Source organism: Prevotella sp. HMSC077E09, from assembly GCF_001814685.1.
In the GTDB taxonomy this organism is placed as follows: Bacteria; Bacteroidota; Bacteroidia; order Bacteroidales; family Bacteroidaceae; genus Prevotella; species Prevotella oris.
Genome location: NZ_KV817572.1, coordinates 19,455 through 44,323, shown reverse-complemented (window position 1 = coordinate 44,323; position 24,869 = coordinate 19,455). Strand labels below are relative to the sequence as shown.

At 45.7% G+C, this 24,869-nt stretch carries 20 protein-coding genes; 6 read left to right on the top strand and 14 right to left on the bottom strand.

Features of this window, described 5'->3' with window-relative positions; genetic code table 11:
• Positions 1-534: 534 nt before the first annotated feature.
• The 3 genes from ruvB to HMPREF2983_RS08050 all read left to right on the top strand — a co-directional run bounded on the left by ruvB (position 535) and on the right by HMPREF2983_RS08050 (position 3,453).
• On the top strand, positions 535-1,569 hold the full coding sequence (gene ruvB, locus HMPREF2983_RS08060; protein WP_070667670.1) for a Holliday junction branch migration DNA helicase RuvB: 1,035 nt from the start codon (positions 535-537) through the stop codon (positions 1,567-1,569).
• Between the two features lie 166 nt (positions 1,570-1,735).
• A complete protein-coding gene (locus HMPREF2983_RS08055) occupies positions 1,736-2,860 on the top strand; it encodes an AAA family ATPase (protein WP_070667669.1) in 1,125 nt (374 codons plus the stop codon).
• 80 nt (positions 2,861-2,940) lie between these two features.
• On the top strand, positions 2,941-3,453 hold the full coding sequence (locus HMPREF2983_RS08050) for an SsrA-binding protein (RefSeq protein ID WP_070667668.1): 513 nt from the start codon (positions 2,941-2,943) through the stop codon (positions 3,451-3,453).
• 135 nt (positions 3,454-3,588) lie between these two features.
• Here HMPREF2983_RS08050 and HMPREF2983_RS08045 read toward each other — a convergent pair whose 3' ends face one another.
• The 3 genes from HMPREF2983_RS08045 to HMPREF2983_RS08035 all read right to left on the bottom strand — a co-directional run bounded on the left by HMPREF2983_RS08045 (position 3,589) and on the right by HMPREF2983_RS08035 (position 7,905).
• A complete protein-coding gene (locus HMPREF2983_RS08045; protein ID WP_070667667.1) occupies positions 3,589-5,670 on the bottom strand; it encodes a TonB-dependent receptor plug domain-containing protein in 2,082 nt (693 codons plus the stop codon).
• Between the two features lie 92 nt (positions 5,671-5,762).
• Positions 5,763-6,410, bottom strand: a complete 648-nt coding sequence (locus tag HMPREF2983_RS08040; protein ID WP_070667726.1) for an HAD family hydrolase — start codon at positions 6,408-6,410, stop codon at positions 5,763-5,765.
• 295 nt (positions 6,411-6,705) lie between these two features.
• Positions 6,706-7,905 carry an esterase gene (locus HMPREF2983_RS08035; protein ID WP_210400371.1) on the bottom strand — a complete coding sequence of 400 codons (1,200 nt, stop codon included), beginning with the start codon at positions 7,903-7,905 and terminating at the stop codon, positions 6,706-6,708.
• A 132-nt stretch (positions 7,906-8,037) separates the two neighbouring features.
• Between HMPREF2983_RS08035 and HMPREF2983_RS08030 the strand changes: the two genes are divergently transcribed.
• Together HMPREF2983_RS08030 and HMPREF2983_RS08025 are read left to right on the top strand one after the other, a co-directional pair.
• Positions 8,038-8,574 carry an LOG family protein gene (locus HMPREF2983_RS08030; RefSeq protein ID WP_070667665.1) on the top strand — a complete coding sequence of 179 codons (537 nt, stop codon included), beginning with the start codon at positions 8,038-8,040 and terminating at the stop codon, positions 8,572-8,574.
• 9 nt (positions 8,575-8,583) lie between these two features.
• The gene (locus HMPREF2983_RS08025; protein WP_070667664.1) at positions 8,584-9,258 is read left to right on the top strand and encodes a YiiX/YebB-like N1pC/P60 family cysteine hydrolase; all 675 of its coding nucleotides are present in this window, start codon (positions 8,584-8,586) and stop codon (positions 9,256-9,258) included.
• A gap of 64 nt (positions 9,259-9,322) precedes the next feature.
• Here the strand turns inward: HMPREF2983_RS08025 and HMPREF2983_RS08020 are convergent, their stop codons facing one another.
• Positions 9,323-10,258: a carbohydrate kinase family protein gene (locus HMPREF2983_RS08020; protein WP_070667663.1), complete on the bottom strand. Its 936-nt coding sequence runs from the start codon at positions 10,256-10,258 to the stop codon at positions 9,323-9,325.
• Between the two features lie 81 nt (positions 10,259-10,339).
• Between HMPREF2983_RS08020 and HMPREF2983_RS08015 the strand changes: the two genes are divergently transcribed.
• The gene (locus HMPREF2983_RS08015) at positions 10,340-11,572 is read left to right on the top strand and encodes a M16 family metallopeptidase (RefSeq protein WP_070667662.1); all 1,233 of its coding nucleotides are present in this window, start codon (positions 10,340-10,342) and stop codon (positions 11,570-11,572) included.
• Between the two features lie 529 nt (positions 11,573-12,101).
• On the opposite strand, the gene aspA is transcribed toward HMPREF2983_RS08015, so the two are convergent.
• The 10 genes from aspA to topA form a co-directional block, all read right to left on the bottom strand.
• Entirely contained in the window at positions 12,102-13,514 is a 1,413-nt protein-coding gene (gene aspA, locus HMPREF2983_RS08010) for an aspartate ammonia-lyase (protein WP_070667661.1), read from the bottom strand.
• A 275-nt stretch (positions 13,515-13,789) separates the two neighbouring features.
• Entirely contained in the window at positions 13,790-14,992 is a 1,203-nt protein-coding gene (locus HMPREF2983_RS08005) for a porin (protein WP_004372029.1), read from the bottom strand.
• Positions 14,993-14,995: 3 nt separating this feature from the next.
• A complete protein-coding gene (gene ansB, locus HMPREF2983_RS08000; RefSeq protein ID WP_070667660.1) occupies positions 14,996-16,045 on the bottom strand; it encodes an L-asparaginase 2 in 1,050 nt (349 codons plus the stop codon).
• Between the two features lie 52 nt (positions 16,046-16,097).
• On the bottom strand, positions 16,098-17,444 hold the full coding sequence (locus HMPREF2983_RS07995) for an anaerobic C4-dicarboxylate transporter family protein (RefSeq protein WP_070667659.1): 1,347 nt from the start codon (positions 17,442-17,444) through the stop codon (positions 16,098-16,100).
• Positions 17,445-17,731: 287 nt separating this feature from the next.
• Positions 17,732-18,019: a YiiX/YebB-like N1pC/P60 family cysteine hydrolase gene (locus HMPREF2983_RS13525; protein WP_083316746.1), complete on the bottom strand. Its 288-nt coding sequence runs from the start codon at positions 18,017-18,019 to the stop codon at positions 17,732-17,734.
• A 699-nt stretch (positions 18,020-18,718) separates the two neighbouring features.
• Positions 18,719-19,207, bottom strand: a complete 489-nt coding sequence (locus tag HMPREF2983_RS07985; RefSeq protein WP_070667658.1) for a pyruvate ferredoxin oxidoreductase — start codon at positions 19,205-19,207, stop codon at positions 18,719-18,721.
• Positions 19,197-19,703 carry an RNA polymerase sigma factor gene (locus HMPREF2983_RS07980; RefSeq protein WP_004378160.1) on the bottom strand — a complete coding sequence of 169 codons (507 nt, stop codon included), beginning with the start codon at positions 19,701-19,703 and terminating at the stop codon, positions 19,197-19,199. The genes HMPREF2983_RS07985 and HMPREF2983_RS07980 overlap by 11 nt, the downstream gene beginning before the upstream one ends.
• A 113-nt stretch (positions 19,704-19,816) precedes the next feature.
• A complete protein-coding gene (gene speA / locus HMPREF2983_RS07975) occupies positions 19,817-21,709 on the bottom strand; it encodes a biosynthetic arginine decarboxylase (protein WP_004373412.1) in 1,893 nt (630 codons plus the stop codon).
• A 54-nt stretch (positions 21,710-21,763) separates the two neighbouring features.
• A complete protein-coding gene (locus HMPREF2983_RS07970; RefSeq protein ID WP_070667657.1) occupies positions 21,764-22,291 on the bottom strand; it encodes a shikimate kinase in 528 nt (175 codons plus the stop codon).
• On the bottom strand, positions 22,292-24,619 hold the full coding sequence (gene topA / locus HMPREF2983_RS07965) for a type I DNA topoisomerase (protein WP_070667656.1): 2,328 nt from the start codon (positions 24,617-24,619) through the stop codon (positions 22,292-22,294). It abuts the gene before it with no gap.
• Positions 24,620-24,869: the final 250 nt, after the last annotated feature.

Sequence of the window (24,869 nt, the reverse complement as noted above, 5' to 3'; positions counted from 1 at the left end):
ATAGAATAACAAGCGTTCTTTGTTGATGTAGAAACATGCGACAGAAATTACTTCGCTCGTTTCCAAATCGTTACCTATTTAGTTTTTATAGCTAGGTAACTTATTTATTTTCAGTTAGATACATTTTAAAAATTATCTTGCGTGGTAACTCCATTCACTTTACGCGGTAAAGTGAATGGAGACAAAGCCTCACCCCCAACCCTTTGCTTTCCTCGTTGAGTTTCACTCAACGAACAGCGACCGTTGGTTCTCCAAGGAGAGGGGAGTGATATGTTCTCGAATTGTGTCCTATTTAGGCTCCATTTCCATGGCATTTTACTCCCCTCCCTCTTTGGGGAGGGATTGGGGGTGAGGCTTTCTTTCCTTTTTATTCCTTTGCAAAGGGGTTGTGGGTGAGGCTTTGTTTTCCTCTTTCCCCTCCTTGGAGGGGTTAGGGGAGGCTTTCGTTTGGTTGGGCGTGAGGCTTCTTTTCCTCCTTATCTCTTGCCTATTCGCCTTATTTGCACTATCTTTGCAAAATATAAATTGTTAGGCATGACAGAAGATTTCGACATAAGAGAAGAGCGTCTATCGACGGAAGAGAAGGACTTTGAAAACGCACTTCGCCCGCTGAGATTTGCTGATTTCAACGGACAAAAGAAAGTGGTTGAGAACTTAGAGATATTCGTTGAGGCAGCTAAATATCGTGGCGAACCGCTCGACCATACGTTGCTTTATGGGCCTCCGGGACTCGGAAAGACCACGCTGAGCAATATCATTGCCAACGAACTTGGCGTGGGTTTCAAAATAACCAGTGGGCCGGTGCTCGACAAACCGGGTGATCTTGCCGGCATATTGACTTCACTTGAACCCAACGATGTACTCTTTATAGACGAAATCCACCGTCTTTCGCCCGTTGTTGAAGAGTATCTTTACTCGGCCATGGAGGACTATCGCATCGACATCATGATTGACAAAGGCCCTTCTGCACGGTCTATCCAGATTGATTTGAACCCCTTCACACTCGTTGGAGCCACGACACGCAGCGGTATGCTTACAGCCCCTTTGCGTGCTCGTTTCGGTATTAACATGCACTTGGAATACTATGATCCCGAGACATTGAAGCGCATCATACGCCGCTCGGCCATGCTTCTGAAAGTGCCGATTGACGATGAAGCCGCCATAGAAATCAGTAGGAGGAGTCGCGGAACGCCCCGTATTGCCAATGCGTTGCTGCGTCGTGTGCGCGACTTTGCACAGGTGAAAGGCAACGGAACGATAACCAACGAGATTGCACATATAGGACTTCAGTCGCTCAATATCGACCAATACGGGCTTGACGAGATTGATAATAAGATTTTGCTCACTATCATTGACAAGTTCAGGGGTGGGCCTGTAGGGGTCAGTACGATAGCAACGGCCATTGGAGAAGACTCTGGAACCGTTGAAGATGTCTATGAGCCTTTCCTCATTATGGAAGGTTTCATCAAGCGTACACCACGTGGGCGCATGGCAACCCCATTGGCCTACGAGCACTTGGGACGTAATCCTTACATGGGAAATGTCATGGAACCCGGGCTGTTTGAATAGGAAGAGTCTCGCTTTCAAGCCTCACCACCAACCCTTCCTCGAAGGAATAAGCAGGAAAGCAAAGGATTGGAGGAGAGGCTTTTATTATCATTTTATCTCTTTTTCTCTTGCATTTTTCAATCTAATTGCGTAACTTGCGCAACGTAAAATCTGCAATGTTATAGAAATGAAGACTATCAACAACCCATTCATTACCTACGGATATAAGGGTAATCGCTATTTTTGTGACCGCGAGAACGAAACAAAAAAGCTCATCGAAGCCTTGCAAAATGATCGGAATGTGACGCTGATTTCACCACGACGTGTAGGCAAGACCGGACTCATCAAGCATGTTTTCAGTCAGATAGAGAGGCAAGATAAGCATGTAAAATGCTTTTATATCGACATCTTCGCTACCAAGAACTTAGAGCAGATGGTGCAACTTATGGCGCGAAACATACTCGGTCACCTCGATTCTACACCGCAGGCAGCACTGAAAAGACTGCAAGAGTTCTTCGGAAGCCTGCGTCCTACGATGAGTTTTGACCAGCTTACAGGGCTGCCTTCAGTCTCTTTGGACATCAAACCCACAGAGGAAGCGCAGACGCTGAAGCGGATATTCGACTATATGCAGCAGTCGAAGTATCGCTGTTACGTGGCAATTGACGAGTTTCAACAGATACTTTCCTACAACAATCAAGGCATAGAAGCCACCTTGCGGTCGTATATTCAGTTTCTTCCCAATGTTTATTTCATCTTCGCAGGCAGCATGCAGCACCTCATGGAAGAGATGTTTACCTCGGCAAATCGGCCGTTCTTCCAGAGTTCACAAATCATGTTGCTCGACAATGTGCCTGCCGAAAAGTATCTTTCTTTTGCCAATGGTTTTTTCAAATCGCAGAAACGGAGCATCAGTAAGGAGGTTTTCAGCCAGCTATATCATAAGGTAGACGGCATCACATGGTATGTTCAAAGCATTCTGAACCGTGCTTATCAGTATGCAGAAGCAAGTCTTACGGACGATTTCTTCAGTCAGATTGTGGATGAACTCGTTTGCGAACAGAAACCGGTTTATGAGAATTACTATGCTTCATTAACCGAAATGCAGGCTAATCTCATTGAAGCTGTGGCCAAGGAAGGCTGTGTTGCCGCACCACTTGCCCACCAATTCATTGCCAAATACGGGTTGAAGGCGACAAGTTCGGTGCGAACGGCGTTGAAAACACTTGTTGATCGCCAGTTCATCTACCGTAAACCGGAAGGTTATATGGTTTATGACAGGTTCTTTGGCATGTGGCTTTCGCGACTGTAGGAAGCCTCACCCCCAGCCCCTTTCCAAGGAGAGGGGAGTAAATAGTGTGCAAATTGTAGTTTTAATTAACTGTCCTGCATATGAAAAAAATATTATTTTGCTTGGTAATAGCAGGGGTATTACCTGCCTATAGCTGTTGTTCGAGTCAGCAAGGTGCGGGGATAGGAAAGGCCGATTCTATTCATGTGGAATATTGTGGTATGGTAGGAACAACGCGATATGTCATTAATCACAGCGATACAATCATGATGTTGAAAGGCAATTTCCTTCACGATATCCATGGAGTTGAGTGCCCAAGCCTCTTTGAACCTGTCAGAAAGGTTGCTTCTGACGATGTTCCGGTCATTCAACGATTGGCTCATCAGCTTTTTGTGGAACACTCAAAGCCAGATACTTTGTGGACAAAGCCTTATCAATATGGTATGACTTGTATGCCCATTCTCTCTGTTCATGTGTTTAAGAAAGGGAAAGAAACAGTCTATCGTTACGATACAGGGGAGGAAAAGAATGGCATAGTGTATTCTACCTCCGTGCAAATCAAGTACTCACCTGCCTTTCTTGAGTTTACACATCGGCTGAGAAAGTGTTTTTAAGAGGCCTCACCCCCAGTCCCTCCCCGAAGAGGGAGGGGAGTAAGATGCTTTGAAAATAGAGTCAAAATAATATATAATTGGCGAACATATCACTCCCCTCCCTCTTCGGGGAGGGGCCGGGGGAGAGGCTTCTTATTACAAGTTAATATCCATTTTGGCTCCAGCCATGACCCAACAGCCAGGTTGTTTCACATTACCTACATCCACATAGCTTCGGTTCAAGAGGTTGTTCCCCTCGAGATAGAGGCTATATTTCGGCATATTCCATGCCAACCGAGCATCCAAAAGGCCGTAAGAGCGGTAACGATGCAACACTCCTGCAGGATCTTTATAGCTGCCCATGCGATGTTGAAAACGATAGTTTATACCTAAATCCAACTGCTTCCAAAGGTTCAGTTGCAGGTTTCCGGTAACCTTGTTCTTTAGATATTCCAAAGCATAAAGGCTGTGAATGCCGGCTGCTTCAATCTGATGTTGTTGAATGAAACAATAGCCGAGGTTGAATGTTTTCAGGAGTTTCTGTGTGGGAAGAAGCTGCCGAAAATCGGCATTCAGTGCTATCTCAACGCCCAAGGCATTGATAGTTCCGAAGTTAACTGACTTCCAAAGCACTGCTCCTGCAGCGTCTTTTTCACCATCGTCAATCCAGTCGATGAGATTGGTATGGTGATTATGAAATCCACTTACACTGCCCGAAAGTCCGTTCTTGCTGTATTTCACGCCCATTTCTACGGCAGCAAGCTCTTCAGGTTTAAGGTTGGGATCTGCTTTATGCCCTCCAACCGAATAGAAAAGTTCAGTTACTGACGGCATGCGCAACGACGTGTTGTAGCTTGCATAGACTTTCCAAGCATCACTAAGTCGGTAGCTTGCATTGACACTTGGATAGACTTTCATGTTCATTTCAGCCCAACTGTTCTTCACGGCAACCACTCCTGCCGACATCGTGAAGCGTCCAATGAGCAGGTTATGCTCTGCAACAAACTGTACATTCGTGCGGTTTAGCCCATTTTTATACATCACATTGTCTGTGCCTTTCACGTGTTTGGGCTTTGAAAGTGGGTTGCCAAGGTTTGTACTTACCAAGTCTTCGTTGCGCAGTTCAGCTCCGAAAGCCGTACGGCCTAACGTCCAGTCGAAGTAGGCATTGACGTTAACGCCGTAGACATCTGTGCGATGATAGTTGAAAGGATAGCGGTCGGCACGGTCTCTGAAGAGTTCAAATCGGTCGTAATTATGGTTCCAGTAGATAGCCGGATGCCATTTAATTGTGCCCTTTCTTGTTTCAGCTTGTAATGCCATATAGGTCTTGAAGGTATGTTCAAACTGGTCATCATACTTGGCACTATAGTTCGTACTCGAGCCAAAGTCTTTGTTGCTAAGGCCTGCATGCCAGCTCATGGAAAGGTCATCATCATTATAAAAGCCCTGATAAAAAGCCTTTTGAGTGCGTAAATCTGTGTTTAACTTGCCCTCTTTATTGCGGTTATAGCCATCAGTTCGAGTGAAAGAAGCCGACCATTGATTGTTCCATTTGCCCCTCGCTACATTGATTCTGCCCCCCGAAGTGACTGTTCCGAAGCTGCCACTTGCAGCATGAACCGAAGCACTTGACCGCGTGTTGGCTTTCGTGACGATATTGATTGCACCGAGTAATGACGAAGTTCCATAGACACTTCCTGCCGGTCCTTCGAGTACTTCAATGCGTTCAATCTCACTGATATCAACGGGAAAGTCGGCTGCATTATGTCCCGTTTGCGGGTCACCGATGTTGATACCATTCAGAAGAAGCGTGATTTGCTCGTAGTTTCCCCCGCGAATGCTCACGTCAGTCTGCGCCCCTAAAGGCCCACGTTGACGCACATCTACGCCCGAAACCAACTTCAATAGGTCGTTAACACTGTGTACTGGCGCCGCTTGAACATCCTCCCGGCTCAGTACAGTTACCATTCTCGACTGCTGACTTTGTGTCAGCGGAGCCCGCGATGCCGTAATACTTACACCATTAAGCAACATGGCTTTGCCCCCTTGATAAAGCGAAGTGTCGGCCTTCTGCACGTCATTGCTGATGCTTTCGGCTTTCGCACAAGTGAGTGTTGCCACGCTTAATGTACCTACAATCACTTCTCTTCCAAGGCATGAAAAGAGTGCATAGCCCTTGTTTGTGAAGTGCTTGAAGCGGATACGACAGCGCTTGTTGAAAACTGTTTTGTTCACGTTTAAATTACTTTTTAGCGTTTATGCAAATGCAAAAACGATTGCAAAAGTAGTAAAAAAAGATGAAACAAGGAGTTGAATAAGCAGAAATATTACTCCAAGCACTGTTCAATTTCGGCGAATTCATCGATGATATAATTGGCAAGGGCAGTTTGTAAGTCCTCCTTACTGCCGTTACCATAGGTCACACCACAGGTTTTTGTGCCCGCATTCCGACCCATGAGAATGTCGAAAGCAGTGTCACCAACGACCAAGGCTTCGGCAGGTTGCAAGCCGAAATGATGTAGAGTTTTCAGCACAGGCTCGGCATTCGGTTTCGCTTTTTCAACGTCGTCGGCACCCAAGATGAGGCTGATGTAAGGCTCAAGATGCAGTTCTTCAACGAAAGCTGCCAAGGAATGGTGGCCTCTGCTGCTGGCAATCGTCACCGTAAGACCGTCATCATGCAGTTTCTTTATGGTTTTTATGACACCCGGGAAGGCTGGAACAGCTCCATGAGTATTATTGCGTTCGAAGATCTCCCGATATGCAGATGTGCATTTTTCTGCCATTTCATCGGTCATATCCATTAATGCCAAGAAACATTGTTTCAATGGAAGTCCGATGGTTTTTGCACATTCTTCTTCTGTTTTCTCTGGCAGACCGACCCGCTGAAGCGTCTCTCTCATCGTGCGGGTGATGAGCGTTTGCGAGTCGCCGAGTGTCCCGTCAAAATCCAATATCACAATCCTTGTTTTCATCTTCGTTGCAGTTTTGTCCGCGAAGTTACACATAAAAACGCAGAAAACAATTGCTTTTCAGTCATAAAATAACGCTGACTGATGGTTTTGATTATACAGAACGTAAATCAATGATAATCAAAATGTTATCTCATTCCATAGAGGTTACAAGGTGTTTTCATGTCAAAACGTCTTGTAACTTGCGTCAACTTACCTTGTAATCTGCGTCAAAACACACGACAACTTGAGTCACTTTATGCAGTAAAGTGACTCAAGTTGCGTGATGCGGTAAGGCAAAGGATAAGGAAGGTACAAATTACTGTTTGAATAACTTCGGTACAAACTCGCTCAAATAGATGCGCCAATTGCGCCAGATATGCCCGCCTTCAGTCTCCATATAGGTATATTTGAAGCCTTTGGAGTCAAGATAATGGCGCAAATCGGCATTGCTTTTATAGAGGAAGTCCGTGCTTCCGATGCCTATCCAGAACAGCTTTGGCCGTTTCATGAAAAGCGTGTTGAGCTTTTGTTCACGGTTGGCATAGATTTCTTCTATGCCTCCTTGCTGCTGTTTGTCAATGGCAGCAGAGAAGAGTCCGATGTAATCGAAGGTGTCGGGATGGTTGATTGAAAGGTAGAGAGAATGGAAACCACCCATTGAAAGGCCTGCTATGGCACGATGAGCCTTGTCATTTTGTGTGCGATAAGTACGCTCCACAAACTTCATTAAGTCAGGAAAAGCCTGTTCGAAATAGCCATCCATGGTCTTCGGGAGCTGCATTGTAGGCACTTTGAAGCCTTCAGGCGTCTCTCCCGGGCAGGCTACCTGCGAGATGTTTCCATTGGGCATAACGACAATCATGGGCTTTGCCTTGCCCTCAGCAATGAGGTTATCGAGTATCTGTACAGCCCTTCCGAGTTCCGACCAAGCCTGTTCGTCACCGCCCATACCATGGAGAAGATAGAGCACGGGATATTTTTCGCGACTCGTTTCATAACCCGCGGGGGTGTAAACAGTGCAGCGGCGCGTCATTCCTGCCGTCGGACTGTCATACCATATCTTTGAAACCGTGCCGTGAGGAACGTTGTTCACCTTGTAAAGGTCGGCTCGCCCACCATCAATGAAGAATATACTTGCAACGTTAGCAACGTCTCTCAGGACATAAACATTTGACGGGTCAGCCACCTTTACGCCGTCAACAACCATGTTATATTGGTAGAGTTCGGGCTTCAGGGGCGTCTTTGTCGTGTAAGTCCAAAGTCCTTTTGCATCTTTGTTGAGGTCGGCAATGCCCGCCACATCATACTCTCCATGAGGCGTTTTCACTTTCTGTGTGGGCAGAAAGTCACCGGTTACCTGCACCTTTTGAGCCTCGGGAGCCATAATTCTGAATGTAACCGTCTTGTCGGTGTTTACTTCCGGCGACATAGGTGCTTGTGCATTGAAGATGTTTTGCTGGGCAAAACTGCTTGTCGTCAGCGTTGCCATGCAGAGTGTCATCAGTTGTTTTTTCATGCTGTTTCCTTATGATTGTATTTGTTATTCGGTTCTTTTTGCGGATAAATGATATTGTTTCGCAGTGTAAAAGTAGTAAAAAAATGAACTACATCCTATCTTTCTACCGTTTTTTTTAATAATTTTGCAGGAATGAAAATAGGTGTTTTTTGTTCTGCAAACAATCAGATTGATGCGGATTATTTTAGGTTAACGGAGGAATTGGGAGCTTGGATGGCACGTGAAGGGCACTCCGTTGTGTATGGAGGATGCAATTGTGGCCTGATGGAAACTATCGGGAAAGCTGTTCACGACGGTGGACAGATGGCCATAGGTGTTATCCCTCGCATCGTGGAAAAGGGCGGAAGAGTGAGCAGTTCGGTGGATGTCAACATTGCATGTGACAATCTCAGTGATAGAAAAGACTTGATATTGACCCAAAGCGACGTGCTGATTGCGTTGCCTGGTGGCATCGGAACGCTTGACGAAGTGTTCACAGTGGCAGCCAGTCATACGATAGGTTATCATGCTAAAATGGTGATATTGTATAATATGAATGGCTTTTACGACTCGCTTATTGCCTTGCTCAATGACCTGCAAGGGCGTGGAATGATCCGTGGAAAGTGGACAGATTATATTCAGGTAGCAACAAGTTTAGACGAAATAGCAGCGTTGATAGCTCGCATATAATCAGGAATAATGAAGAAAGTTTACCGAGTTTGTTCGCCATTTTTCATCTTTCTGTTGTTGTTTTCCTGTGGGACAATCCGAAGAAATGAAACCGAAAGGCAAGCAGGCTTTTATGAAAGGCAGTTCAAGACGGGCGATCTCTTATTTGCATATGACCCTCGTGGCAATGCGATTACGGCTGTGACAAGTGGTTATCACGGCCTAAAGATTGACCATGTAGGCTTTGTTGTGAAGCAGAAAGATACGGTTTTCGTGGCTGAAGCCATATCCTCTAAAGGCGTAACATTAACGCCGTTAGCAGATTTTCTTGCGCATAACACGATGCCGGATGAGCACTATCCGTCGGTGGTTCGCGGGCGATTAAGAGTTAAATTCAATGAAACGGTGTTGCGAAAACGCCTGAACCATTATCTCGGATTGCCCTATGACTCTCTTTATATGCCTGATGACAGTGCGATGTATTGCAGTGAACTCGTGCAGAAATGCTTTGTTTTGACCGATGGAAAGGCTGTATTTCCAACTATTCCCATGTCGTTCCATGATGCTGATGGGCACATTACGCCCTATTGGAAAGCCTTTTATGCACGCCATGGAAAGTCGGTTCCCGAAGGAATGCCAGGCACTAACCCTGGTCAACTGTCAAGAGAAAAGGTAGTACACATAAGACTTTCTCGGGTATTCTGAAAAAAGTCGACGAATGGCATGGGTTGAAATCCCCACCATAATGAATGAAACTCTTGGATAGTCTTTAGGAATTTGCTTTCAATTTTGCACCGAAATCCTTGCTCACATAGTTATAGATGTCCTTGCAACATTCGGCAGAAAACGCCTTGCCATAGGCTGTCAAAGCATCCCACTGCACTTCGGAAAGGCCGTGTTCGATGTCATTTCGTGTGATGTTCTGGCCCATCAGTCCATATATAAAGCCGGCATTGAAGTTGTCACCTGCACCGATGGTGCTCACTGCTTTCATGCTTTCAATGGCATATTCTTTCTTGAAACCGCCCTCGGCATACACTGATATAGGCTCTTTACCACGTGTGCAGATGAAGTTTTTACAATAGAAACTGATCTCCGAACGATATACCTTATCAGCATCACTCTGCTTATAAAGTATCTCAAAGTCTTCGTTGCTGCCCCGCACAATGTCTGAAAACTCAAGGTTTTCAATGAGGTTTGGCGTGATTTTCATTACTTCATCACGGTGTGACGCGCGATAGTTCACATCGTAATACAGTATTGCACCCTGCTTATGAGCATACTCCAAGAAAGCTGACATCTGTGGACGTACGGCAGGATTGAGGGCAAAAAACGAACTGAAAAGTACGATATCATCGCGGTTTATCTCCGGGTAGGCAAAGTCGAACCGGTCATGTGGTTGGCTCTTGTAGAAGATGTAGTCGGCATTGTTGTTGTCATCGAGGAAGGCAAGCGACAGTGATGACTTGCTGTCGGAGTACATATTGACGTTCTCTGCATTGACTCCATTGTCGCGAAGAAAGTCAACAACGTAGTTGCCTATGCGGTCGTTGCTGGCTTCACTGATGAAAGTGGTGTTCACACCTGACCGTCCCAACGAGATGATGGCATTGAAAGCCGAACCTCCCGGCACTGCACTGACGGGCTGACCATCCTTGAAAATGATATCAAATGTAGTTTCTCCAATTCCTATTACCTTGCGCATGGTGATTTCAGTGTTTTGATTTTATTTGCAAATATACGTGAAATCAGTGGCAAATACAAATTTTTAAGTAACTTTGCACGCATGAAAATCTATAACACAGCAATGCTTTCCAATGGGCTTCGTATCATTCATCAATCGTCTGATTCGAACGTGGTTTATTGCGGATATGAACTGAATGTGGGCACACGCAACGAGGAACCAGGGCAGGAAGGCATGGCGCATTTCTGCGAACATGTGACGTTCAAGGGCACGAAACGGCGTAGGTCGTGGCATGTCAGCAATGCACTTGAAAGCGTAGGTGGCGATCTCAACGCGTTCACCAACAAGGAAGATACGGTCTATTATGCGGCTGTTTTGAAAGAACATACGGCGCGGGCAGTCGACCTTCTGACCGATATCGTCTTCCACAGTGTCTATCCACAGCATGAAATTGACAAGGAAGTGGAAGTGATTTGCGATGAAATCGAGAGTTATAACGACTCGCCTGCCGAACTCATTTATGACGAATTTGAGAATATTCTCTTTGCCGGTCATCCCTTAGGACATAATATTTTGGGTACAACCGAACGTGTGCGGAGCTTCCGAACTGCCGATGCACAGCGTTTCACACAGCAGTTCTATCGCCCCGAAAACAGTGTTTTCTTCATTTATGGAGATGTAGATTTCAAACGGATTGTGCGGCTTTTAGAACGTGCCATGAGCGATTTCATGCCGGCAAAGCCTATCATCGAACCTGCACTAAATCAGCCCTTACCTCTGAATATCCCCGATTTCATCGAGAAAAATCACGGCACACATCAGGCTCATGTCATGATAGGAAACCGTGGATATGACATTCATGATGAGCGAAGAGTAAGCCTTTATCTGCTGAACAACATTCTTGGCGGGCCTGGAATGAATGCCCGTCTTAACCTCTCTCTGCGCGAGCGGCATGGCTTAGTCTACGTGGTTGAGAGTTCAATGGTAAGTTATGGCGACACAGGAGTATGGGCAACTTACTTCGGTTGCGACCCGAAAGATGTCAGGAAATGCCTGCGCTTAGTGCGTAAAGAGCTTGACCGCGTCATCCAACAACCCCTCTCTGAAGCGCAACTTCGTGCTGCCAAGAAGCAGATTAAGGGACAGATTGGCGTGGCATGTGACAATCGGGAGAACTTCGCTCTCGATTTCGGTAAGAGCTTTCTGCATTATGGTTGGGAGCGCGATATTACTTTCTTGTTCCGTCATATCGATGAAATCACAGCTGAAAGCCTGCAGCAAGTGGCTGTAGAAATCATGAGTGAAGACCGTTTGACCACTTTAGTGATTGACTGATTTGAGCGGTGTAGTTCTGCATTTCCTTTGTTTTGAATATATTTTACAAATGCTTTCACACAGCTTGCGTATTCAAAAATAACTTTCCTTCGGGTGGAAATACGCGAGTTTTGAGAATGTTTTGTAATATTATGAGCATCAAGTTGTTACCTCTTTTGATTGAAATTCATGTGCTTTTTGACATCAATGAACGTCGTCATTTGCGTCAAATGGCTGTGTAATCTGCGTCAAGAGGCGTAGTAAGATGTTTCCTAAAATACAATTTGTTGAAAATAATGAAGTTGCCTTATGACACAAACAGAACAGGTAACGATTTGGGGACGAGCGAGATACTTGGCCTCGTTGTTTTCTTGCTTGACAAATAATGCTTGCTATTCTGTTTGCAAATATAAAAACTTTGTTACCGAATAACATTCGTCTCAGCGTCAAGATTTTATTGTATTTTATATGAAAGAAATCTATTATCCGGCACAAAAAAAGGCTGCAAGGATAATTTCCTTGCAGCCTCAAATGATTTGAAAAGAATTGATTATTTGATGAACTTATGCGACACGAGCATGTTTTTAGGATCGAGTGCTTCATCAAGTTTTTCCTTGGTCATAAGTTCTTTCTCAAGCACAATGTCGTAGACAGAACGATTGGTTTCAAGGGCTTCCTTAGCTACCTTCGTACTGTTCTTGTAGCCAATGTAAGGATTCAATGCCGTAACAATACCGATAGAGTTTTTCACCATGTCGTAGCAACGCTCCTTATTGACCGTGATGCCGAGAATACACTCCTCGGTCAGCGTATCAATAGCATTGTGCAACCACCAGAGACTTTCGAAGAGGCATTCGGTGATTACAGGCTCCATGACATTGAGTTGGAGCTGACCAGCCTCGGCAGCGAATGTCACTGTGGCATCATTACCAATGACTTTAAAGCAGACCTGATTGGTTACTTCCGGGATAACAGGGTTCACTTTACCCGGCATAATGGAAGAGCCCGGGGCTTTTGGAGGCAGATTAATTTCGTTAAGACCACAACGAGGTCCTGATGACATAAGGCGCAGGTCGTTGCACATCTTTGAGAGTTTAACGGCTAATCGTTTCAAAGCACTGCTGAAGCTGACATAGGCGCCTGTGTCAGGAGTAGCCTCGACAAGATCGGTTGCCGACACGAAAGGTTCTCCCGTGAGCTTACTCAGATTGGCGGCACAAAGTTTTGCAAAGCCGGGAACAGCGTTCAGACCGGTTCCAATAGCCGTACCACCCATGTTAATCTCATGCAACAGCTTGACATTGCGCTCCAGATTGAGAATTTCCTCCTCAAGGTTGTTGGCATAAGCATTGAATTCTTGGCCTGAAGTCATAGGCACAGCGTCCTGCAACTGTGTGCGACCCATTTTCAGAACATCCCTGAATTCCTCGCCTTTATAGCGCAAGGCACTGATCAGTCCCGTGAGACTTGCCACAAGGTTCTTGTTCATACGGATGAGTGCCAGACGGATAGAAGTAGGATAAACATCGTTAGTGCTCTGCCCACAGTTCACATGATCGTTAGGATAACAATACTGATACTCGCCCTTCTTATGGCCCATGATTTCGAGTGCACGGTTGGCAATCACCTCGTTGGCATTCATATTGACAGATGTTCCGGCGCCCCCCTGCATCATGTCGATAGGAAAGTCTTCATGGAATTTACCATCTATGATTTCCTGACAGGCCTGACTGATAGCGCCGGCAATCTCGTCATTGATGACACCAAGCGTGTGATTGGTCTGCACGGCAGCTAATTTTACATAGGCAATAGCTACGACATAGTCGGGATAGTCACGCATCTTTTTACGTGAAATGTGATAGTTGTTGATACCCCGCTGTGTCTGTACGCCATAATATGCGTTAATCGGCACTTTAAGTTCGCCTAAAAGGTCGGACTCTATTCTGAATTTTTCTTCTGACATAACTGTATAATTTGAAATGTTGAATGGTGAATGAGAAGTTATCTTAATGTGGAATGTGGAATGAGAAGTGTTGGATGGTCTCCAAAAGTCTAATGATTAATGTGGAGTGTGGAATGTTGAATGAGAAATTATTTTTAATGAACAGTGTCTCAATCCCACAATTATTAATATATTTACTCTTTCGTTTTATTCCCCCAAAAAGCCTCCGTTTGTTCGGTCTCCCCTCCTTTCGGAGGGGCCGGGGGAGACTTTTTGAGGGGGAAGAGGGCAGGTGTTTAGAACGCCTTTATCCTATACATGAAGCCCAACTCAATACGGTTGGTGTTGTAATCCTTCAGTCCCGACTTCTCACTGAAGTCGTATTTGCGACCCACATAAGCTAAGAATACGCGGAAATCCTGATCTTTCAGTGGATAATATTCCACACTACTCATGTAGCCGAAACTCTTGCGATAGTTCTTCCCACGCTCTAACTTACTGACACTTGCCGTTTCATACATACCCTTGAGCATCAAGTTCCAATGTGGAGCAAACTGCCAATTGACTTTAGTAATAAAGCTATTGTAGTGAACATCGCTTGCATAAAGGTTGTGACCTCCGCCATTCAAGCCCAAATCGGATGTAGCTATTCCAAGGCGATCCAAGCCATCCCATGCCCCCATGTAGTCTACATACCACTGGAATTTATCGAGATTCAGCTGCTGACCAAGTATAAGCATACGGCTGTATTTGTGGCGAGCCTGCGTCTGAATTCCCCACGACCAGCGCGTATTGATCATGCCATCAGCAAAGCTTCCGTTCCAGTTTGCAATGTAAGTCAGTGGATTTCGTGATGAGGTCAATGGGCGAACGCTGTTTTCTTCCTGCGAAGCGGCACCTGCTCCATACACCTTGCTAAAGCTATCATTGTTGGCATCCGACACCTCAACGGCAAACTCCTGGGTTGGAACAGGCTTATAAGAAACCACAACGCCTGCCATGAAATTATCCATATTGTCGACCATATCGCTGTACTGATAGATATACATCGGGTTCTCATCAAACTCAAAGCCTCCCCAAATCTGACACATCTTACCGGCTTGAACACTCCATTTGTCGTTGAATTTCCAGCCGGCCATCATGATGTCTGTAGCCTTAGAGAAGTTGTCTTGGGTGCGGGCTTCATTGGTTTTATTCAGTCGATGACGTAAACGATAGAAGAGATGATCGCCGATATTACCCTTGATTTCAAGGCGCAACTGCTTGTTGGCAAAGCCTGTATGCCACTCGTCAACGAGACTGTTTCGTTCAGCCTGGAAGCTTGCTGCATAGTTGAAATACACGTTGAAAGCGTCGTTCTTCTTCTCTATCTTTGCCACTTTCTCGGCTAATGAAGCGTAATTGCCTTCGCTTCCACCCATACCGATATTGGCTCCGTTCTGTGCGCCTGCCGTCAATGATGCGGTCAATAATGCGCAGGTTAACAATGTCTTATTCATGGTTTAATACTCTTCGAAATACTTTTGAATTTGTTGCCAGTCGTGTGTCTTAGTCAAAGCAAGCTGCAAGAGCACACGTGCTTTCTGCGGATTGAGGTTCAAGGCTGCAACGAAATGATACTTGCTGTCGTCAACTTCGCCGTTCAAACAAGTAGGCCCTGTAGGAACACGGCTTGAACGTACAATCTGAATGCCATTCTTCTGAGCCTGAACAGCTACATCGAACACATCTTTATAGAAGTTTCCATCACCTACTCCGGCCAATACGATACCGTCATATTTTGCCTTCACGAAAGCCTCGATAGGCAATGTCGAGCAGTTAGCATAACCGTAGATGATACCTACTTGCGGCAGCTTATCAAGGTTGTCAACATTGAATTCGCTCTTTGTGGTGTGCTTGTAAGTAGGCTCAAAGATGTAATAAGGCTTTCCGTTGTAAACATAACCAACCTCACCATAAGTGCCCTTGAACGTAGCACAGTCGGTCGTATGGGTCTTGATAAGGCTCTTGGCATCGATGAGTTCATTATTCATACAAGCCATAACGCCATGTCCCTTTGATGATGGGTCAACCAAAGCTGCCACGCCATTGTAGAGGTTAGCAGGGCCATCAGCGCTGATTGCCGTTGAAGAACGCATACTGCCTACAAGGATAACAGGCTTGTCGCTATGTACAGTGAGGCTCAGGAAGTAGCCTGTTTCCTCCATGGTATCAGTTCCGTGGGTCACCAATACACCGTCATAACCTTCCTTGTTCAACAACTGATTGATGCGCTTGGCAAGTTTCAACCAAACGGCATCATTCATGTCCTGACTACCAATATTGACGAGTTGCTCGCCACTTACTTCTGCTAAATCCTTAATTTGGGGTACTGCATCTATCAGTGTCTGAATACCCACCTGACCTGCACTATAAGCAGAAGAGGTTGCACTGGCACTCACTCCGGCGATAGTTCCACCTGTAGCGATGATGCGAATCTTCGGTTTTGCAGTTACGGTCAGTGTAAAGACTAATGCAAAAAGCATCAAAAACGAAATCTTGAATGTTTTCATACTCCTTATGTTTATAGGTTAATAATAATGTTATAATAGGTTACAAAAATTCTCAATAGAGGAAAGTGATGACTAAATAGCCCACACCGATGCTCACGAAGGTGGTGATGAAGCCAGCCAACTGGAAGCTATGGTTGATGACAAAGCGGCCAATGCGCGTGGTTCCTGTGCGGTCGAAGTTGATTGCAGCAACCTCGGTAGGATAGTTGGGAATGAAGAAATAGCCATTCACGGCAGGGAACATGGCCACCAATGCTAATGGAGCAATACCCAAACCAATGCCCAACGGATAGAGCGTTCTTACGGTTGCAGCCTGTGAGAAGAGCATAATCGACATGAAGAACAACGCTACGGCAAAGAGGAACGGATATTGAGTTACGATGCCTGCAATGTGTGCTTTGAAGAAAGCAAGGTTGCCATTGAAGAACGTATCGCCCATCCATGCAATTCCGAAAATGCCCACCATAGCGTTCATGCCGGCACCAAAGACGCTGCCTTTCACGGCATCCTGCACCTTGGCTTTGCCTACCAACAAGATGACTGCCGACATGGCCATCATGACAACTTCAATGGTTTCGGGCATTCCCATGCGCACCATTTCGCCGTCAACCATAAAAGAAGGGCGCAGTGATGGCACCGAACCGAAAAGCACCACCAAGATAACAGCCACAAGGAATGCTATCACCGAGTACTTCGCCCGTGGGTTTGGATGCTCTTCCATCTGTTCCATGTTCTTGGCATCCTGCTCGGGATTGATGATGCCTTCCTTCACCCTGCGCCGGTATTCGGGGTCATCAACAAGCTCTTTCCCTATACGGTTTTGCACAAATGACGCCACGAGAATGGCTATCAGCGATGCCGGAACACAGATAATCAATATATCTTTCAGTTCAATTCCCTTTCCACCAAGCAGATCGGCAGAGATAATGGCGGCCGTAGCTGCTGAAACAGGACTGCCCGTGATGCCCAATGAAGCTGCTATCGCAGCCACACTCAACGGTCGTTCGGGACGTATCTTCGAATTGGTGGCTATCTCTGAGATAATCGGAAGCAGTGAATACGATGTGTGGGCCGTACCAGCAACGAGGCAGAAAAGCCACGTAACAAGTGGGCCATAATAAGTAATGTGTTCGGGATGCTTGCGCAGAAACTTTGCAGCAAGCCCCACAAGATAGTCTAATCCGCCTGCCGCCTGCAGGGAAGCTGCCGCAGTGATGACCGAGACGATAATCAACATCACGTCGATAGGCGGGTTCCCGGGCTTCAGTCCGAAGATGAAAACCAAGATAAACACGCCCACCATACCATAGATACCAAGGCCGATGCCGCCAACACGTGCACCGATAAAGATGAGCGCCAAGACTATAAACAGTTGCAGAATTATCAAAGATGTTACCATACAGAACGTGATAAGATTTCGTAAAGATTATATTATTGTTTCGTTCGTAAATACAAAGGTAGAGGGGAAATAGCATAAGTTATTTACAAAATCCTGCATAGTTTTTGTAAATAAGCAAACAGAAACATATAGAAACAGTATCTTTTTATGCCGGGGTTTCCCATATTTTGTAAACCATTATATAGAAAAAGGTATGCCTCCTGTAAGTCAAAAACTCCATATACCAGCTTCTCAGGCAGGAAAGGTAGAGGCTTTTTATACAGAACACTTTGATGAACTGTGAGTTCTCAAGGTAGCAAATCCGCCGGCAGAATACAGGTTTTCTTCAGTCCGAGCAATTGAATGTGGTGACGACGTCCATGGGAAAGGTCAACATGCTGATGACGATAGGCCTGCCACACCAGCTCCGTACAATAATATTTCGTAGTGTCGGTGATGTCGAAGTCAGCATCAAAGGGTTTGCCTATCTGCTGCAGAGCAAACCTTACTGCCCGCTGTGTAACCGCAGTGTCGCACGAAACATGAACGACTTTGACGGATTTACAGCGGTCACCACATGCAAAACTACGCACCATTTCACATTTTACGCTATCTGTGTTCCCCCTCGTCTTCGCCCGTTGCAGCGTGAACTACCAGCCATCCTCCTGGAGAATGCACCAGAATTCCTACATGGGTCAGTCTGTTTCCGCCAAATTCTGTTACCAAACGGCTCTCCAAACTTGTTCCAGTTCTGAATATGAGATCTCCTGATAGCCATGCTACAGAATCAGAAAGTGACACGGAGGATGGAACAATACGCTGACGGCAGGAACAGAAGACAATTCCCGTTACCAGGAAAAACACATTTTTTATAAAAAGGAGAGTAAGACTTCTATTGACGAAGAAGTTCTAAAATAAGGCTCTTAACCCTCCTAATCGGTTATCCAGTCACTGATATCTGACCCCTTATACTGATGACATCGCGTCCTACAAGTTTTTATTCTCAACTGTAGATTTATTAAAAACTAATGAGGTTACCAATTTTTCAAGGACTTTCTCAACCCGAATTCTTGTATCAATTCAGAAGCTTGAAGTAAAAGAAGTGGAAGAATAGATATAATAAAGAAGAATTACATACTTTTAAGAATCCTACCAATCGAGAGAGCCTGCGACTCATCTTTGAGTGCAGGCCCTCTGTCGTTAGTATGTTATGAAAAATTTGAGAGAAATGAAACTTCACAGTTTCGTTTGTTGTTTTAATTAAACATGATTTATAGAGAAAGCATAGAAATGTTCTATTTTAATATGGACTGAGTCGGCGTCTCGACAGCTTCGATACTGCTATGTTGCATGGTATCGATAACGGCGGAGTCGCTTAAGGCTACCGACTTGCCCTTATGTGTGACGGCATTCATGTTGCTGCTCGGCACCGTTGAGGCCGAATTGTCTGTCATGGAAACCTGCGCCGCATTGCCCAATGTGAGCATAATAGCCACGATAGCAGCTGCCTTGAACAGTGGTTTGAGCTTTTGTTGCAGCGTGATGATATGGGCTTTGACCGGCGTAGGTTCATTGATGAGAGACAAAATGCGCTCGTCGAAGTCATCACCCAGCACGTCTTGCCTTGGCTCGGCTGTCTGATAGTCGAACAGAGGCTTGTATCTGAGCAGTTCAGCCGGTATGTCCTTTTGGCTGAAAAAGGCTTTGAGAATTTGCTCTTCTTCAAGAGAAGTCGTGCCTTCCCAATAGCGCTCAAGTAGCTGTGTGATGTATTTATAATCCATAATCTTCTATTTCTTGGAACCTTTGTTTGACGGTCTGACGTGCTCTGTAGATATTGATTTTCACCTGTTCTTCGGTTATCCCGAGCACGTCAGCGATGTCTTTGTAGCTCTTTCCTTCGAAATCTCTGAGCTGCATGCAGCTTCGTTGTTTCTCCGGAAGACTGTCTACGATTTGCTTTACCACCTTGATACGGTCGCGATGGATAATCTCCTCGTAGGGATTATAGGCGCAGTCTGGTGCTGTTTTGTTGTCGAGAGAGTCGTTGTTATTGCCGAGTTTCTTGACAGCATCAAGTGCTAAATTGCGGCAAATGGTGAGACTGAAAGCCTCGATGGACTCTATTTCGTTCCAAACTTCACGTTTATTCCAGACTTTTATCAGTGTTTCCTGCACGATGTCTTCGGCTTCTGCGCTGTCAATTGTAATGCGTAGCGCAAGCCGGTAGAGTTTATTCTTCAGCGGCAATACATCGTTTCGAAAGCTGATATTCTTCATCTGCGCTCTATATTGTTGACGAATTGGAAGTTGATTTGTTACAGAACACTGTTAGTTTTAACCTTCATTAAGAAATATGTATAGGGACTATTCGGTGTAACTGGGCTTATAAACTATTCAAGATAGGTATATCCATAGAGTCCGGAACGGTAGTTGTTGAGGAATTCCTTGCCTTCTTCAAGCGATATTTTACCGAGTTTTACGCTCTTGGTAACCCATTGTTCGAGCTGACGTACAAGCTTTTTAGGGTTGTATTGCACGTAGTCGAGCACCTCTTCTACGGTTTCTCCGTCAAAGATTTGGTCGATATGATACTTTCCATCCCTGACAGATACGTGGGCAGCATTGGTATCTCCGAAGAGATTATGCATGTCGCCGAGGATCTCCTGATAAGCTCCTATGAGGAAAACACCAAGATAATAGGGTTCATTCTTCTTCAAAGGGTGGAGTGGGAGCACATGCCCCACGTGGCCATCTGTAACGAAATTGGCGATTTTCCCGTCGCTGTCGCAGGTGATGTCCTGTAGAGTAGCATTGCGTGTTGGTCGTTCTGTGAGTCGCTGTATAGGCATAATCGGGAACAACTGATCGATGGCCCAGCTGTCAGGAAGACTTTGGAAGAGAGAGAAGTTGCAGAAATATTTGTCGGCAAGTAGCTTATCTAAGCTTCTGAGTTCCTCCGGAATGTGTTTCATTGTCTTTACCAACGTGTTGATTTCATGGCATACACTCCAGTACATTGCCTCGATTTCAGCCCGCGTCTTCAAGTCAACGATCCCGTGAGAGAATAGCTCAAGTGCCTCTTCGCGTATCTGTTCGGCATCGTGCCAGTCCTCTAACATCGAACGAGAGTCAAGGTTATCCCAAATCTCATAAAGGTCTTTGACGAGTTGGTGATCGCTTTCTTTGGGCTCAAATGCTTCATTCATTTCAGGAAGACTGGCTGCTTCGAGCACATCAATGACCAAAACGGAGTGGTGAGCTGCCAGACTTCGCCCGCTTTCGGTAATGATATTCGGATGCTGGATGTCGTTCTTATCAGCTGCATCTACAAACGTATAAACGCAGTCATTGACGTATTCCTGGATGGAATAGTTGACAGAACTCTCGCTGCTTGATGAGCGTGTACCGTCGTAGTCGACGCCAAGTCCACCGCCACAATCAACAAAATCAATGTTATATCCCATTTTGTGGAGGTTCACATAGAACTGTGCGGCCTCGCGGAGTGCGGTCTGAATGCGGCGGATTTTCGTGATTTGACTGCCGATATGGAAGTGGATGAGCCGCAGACAATCGTGCATTCCCATGGCATCGAGTTTCTCTAAAGCCTGCAACAACTCTGCACTGGTGAGGCCAAACTTAGAGGCATCGCCCCCACTTTCAGCCCACTTGCCTGATCCCGAAGATGCCAATTTGATGCGAATGCCAAGGTTAGGCTTCACATTCAGCTTCTTGGCAGCGCGTGCAATGATGTCTAATTCATTGAGTTTCTCAACAACAATGAAGATGCGTTTACCCATTTTCTGGGCCAACAACGCCAGTTCAATGTAGCTTTCGTCCTTATATCCGTTGCAGATAATGAGCGAATCGCTTTTGCACTGCACGGCAATGACAGCGTGAAGTTCGGGCTTTGAACCGGCTTCAAGACCAAGATTGAATTTCTGTCCGTGGGAGATAATCTCCTCAACCACGGGTTGCATCTGGTTCACCTTAATGGGATAGATGATAAAGTTCTCGGCTTTGAAGTTGTATTCTGCCTTTGCTTTTTGGAAACAACTAAACGTTTTCTCTATCCGGTTGTCGAGAATATCAGGGAAACGGAGCAGTACCGGTGCCGTAACATCACGCAAGGCAAGCTCGTCCATGACGTCGCGCAGGTCGATTTGAGTGTTGTCTTTACAAGGCGTTACATAGACATCACCATTCTCATTGATGCCAAAATAAGAGGTTCCCCAACCATTAATGTTGTAGAGTTCCTTTGAATCGTCAATCGTCCACTTTTTCATTCTCTGTCAAAAAAACGTAATTTTAAGAGTCGTCTGTATCTTTTCGCTGTACTGTTAAAGGCACAGCATGTTTCTTAATTGTTCAACTGATATTTTAATCTTCTCGTAATCATCCAGCAGGTTGACGTCGAGCACGTGCTTTGCCTTGCTGTAATAAGGCTCACGTTGTGCTAATTGTTCACGTATAAAGACCTGTACTTCATCGGCTGTTTTATTCAAGAGGAGAGGTCGTATGGTTTTTCCCATCTTCAAATGTCCGTAGAGAACCTCGGGCGTTGCTTTCAGATAGACCGTCTCTCCCTGCCTGTTCATGTAGTCGATATTGTCGAAGAAGCATGGCGTTCCACCGCCACAGCTGATGATAATGTCTTCAAATTCGGCCACCTCATGCAGCATGTTATGCTCTATTTTGCGAAAACCTGCTTCACCACGTTCATCGAAAATCGCCTTCACTGTCTTGTGCATGCGGCTTTCTATGTACCAATCAAGGTCATAGAAAGACATGTGCAGTTCTTTGGCGAGGGCTTTCCCGACAGTTGTTTTGCCGGCACCCATGTATCCGATGAGTATGATTCGCCTCATTTACTTCCTTTTCCTACCTTTCGGTTCGGGTGCATTGTTCACGATTTCCATACATTCTGCGTAGCTCAGTTCGGCTGCTTTCTCGTGTAAAGCCTTTGGCATGCGGTAGTTCTTACCGTCATATGCGATGTAAGGGCCATAGCGACCGTTGAGCACTTCGAGTTTAGCGTCCTCGTCGAAAGTCTTGATATGTCGCTTCTGTTCCTGTTCGCGCTTCTCTCCAATGAGTTGAATGGCCTCTTCAAGTGTTACTTTCATGGGGTCAGTTCCCTTGGGAAGAGACACATATTTCTTGTTATGCATCACGTAAGGACCAAAGCGTCCGGCACCGATTACTACGTCGCTGCCTTCAAATTCGCCGATAGTGCGCGGCAGTTTGAATAGTTCCAAGGCCTCTTCGAGCGTTATTGTCTCGATGCTTTTGTCGCTCGGGAGCTGTGAAAAGCGTGGTTTTTCCGTGTCATCTGCAGACCCAATCTGAACTACCGGGCCAAATCTTCCAATCTTAACAAACACAGGTTTGCCTGTTTCGGGCTCTTTTCCGAGTTGTCGTTCGCCTGCTTTGTGCTCCGAACGAGCGTTCATCACCTTGTCAACCGTAGGTTCAAAGCTCTTGTCGAAGACTTTCATCATCGTGTTCCACTCCTCTTTTCCTTCTGCAATCCGGTCGAACTGCTGCTCTACTTTGGCTGTAAAGTTGTAGTCCATGATATCAGGGAAGTTGGCCATCAGAAAGTCATTGACGACTATTCCGATATCCGTTGGCAGCAGTTTTCCCTTTTCACTGCCCACCATCTCCTTGCGTTCGCGGCTCGTTACTTTCGTTCCTTTCAGCGTATCGACAGTATATGTGCGCTCTTCTCCTTTCTTATCGCCCTTCTGAACATACTCACGTTGCTGTATCGTCGATATGGTTGGGGCATAGGTTGACGGACGTCCGATACCCAATTCTTCGAGTTTATGCACCAAACTGGCTTCCGTGTAGCGGATTGGACCCATGCTGAAGCGTTCCGTGGAAGTGATTTCGCGGCGTTCAAGCACATTACCCACCTGCATTACCGGCAGCATGTGCGTAGCTTCTTCCTGGTTGTTGTCGTCTTCATCGGTTGATTCGCGGTACACTTTCAGGAAGCCATCGAAGGTAACTACTTCACCGTTGGCAATGAACTTGGCCTGACTGCCGGCGATATCTATGGTTACCGTGGTCTTGTCAATCAGCGCATCAGCCATCTGACTGGCTGCTGTTCGCTTCCATATCAGTTCATAAAGGCGCTTCTCCTGTGCCGTCCCGTCAATCTCTGTCTGGCTCATAAAGGTCGGACGGATAGCTTCATGCGCTTCCTGTGCACCCTTTGCATGCGTGTGATAGTTGCGGGTTTTGCTGTATTCCTTGCCCCAAAGCTTGATAATCTCATCCTTGCTGGTGTTAATTGCCAATGAAGAAAGGTTCACAGAGTCGGTTCGCATGTAGGTGATACGGCCGCTTTCATAAAGGCGTTGCGCCACCATCATCGTCTGACTGACGGTGAACCCCAACTTCCTTGCAGCCTCTTGCTGCAGTGTAGAGGTGGTAAAAGGAGGCGCAGGTGTGCGGCGAAGCGGCTTCTTTGTAATGTTGCTTACGGCGAATTTGGCATCCTTGCACTGCTCAAGAAAGGCAACAGCCTCTCCATGAGTCTTGAAACGAGTGTCCAATTCGGCCTTTACTTCGCTCTGACTTCCGTCAGCATTGGTGATACCGAACAGTGCATTGACGCGGTAATAAGGTTCGCTCCGGAAAGCTTGTATCTCGCGTTCGCGTTCAACAATGAGTCTGACAGCCACGCTTTGTACGCGACCTGCGCTCAACGCGGGCTTCACTTTACGCCATAAAACAGGGGAAAGTTTAAAGCCAACTAAACGGTCGAGAACGCGTCGTGCCTGCTGAGCATTCACCAAATTCATATTCAAATGGCGGGGTGATTTGATAGCATCAAGAATGGCAGATTTCGTGATTTCATGGAACACAATGCGGTTTGTCTTTGCCTCATCAAGCCCCAACACCTCGCAAAGGTGCCATGAAATAGCTTCTCCCTCGCGGTCTTCATCGGAAGCCAACCATATCTTTTTCGCTTTCTTGGCATTCGTCTTGAGTTCTGAAACCAGTTTTTTCTTCTCGTCAGGAATCTCATAATCCGGTTCCAAAGTCTTTGGATCAATACTCAGTTCCTTTTTCTTCAGGTCACGAATGTGTCCGTATGATGACATCACTTTGTAGTCCTCGCCCAGAAACTTCTCAATAGTTTTGGCCTTTGCCGGGCTTTCTACGATAACTAAATTCTCTTGCATACTCCTTTATGAACATTTATTCAAGGGCGCAAAAATAATGAAAACTTTCACGTTACACCTTATTATATGGTGTTTTTTCTGTTTTTTTAAGAAATGGTTTGTATCTATCTGATACATGAGAAGCATCAGAAAGCGTACCATGGTTATGGTATTTTCTTATCTTTTACGATGTTTTTTCATATGATTTCCAATTGTATTCGCTATATTTGCAACGCTATTTCGGATGTCATCATTGTGATATAGCAATTTA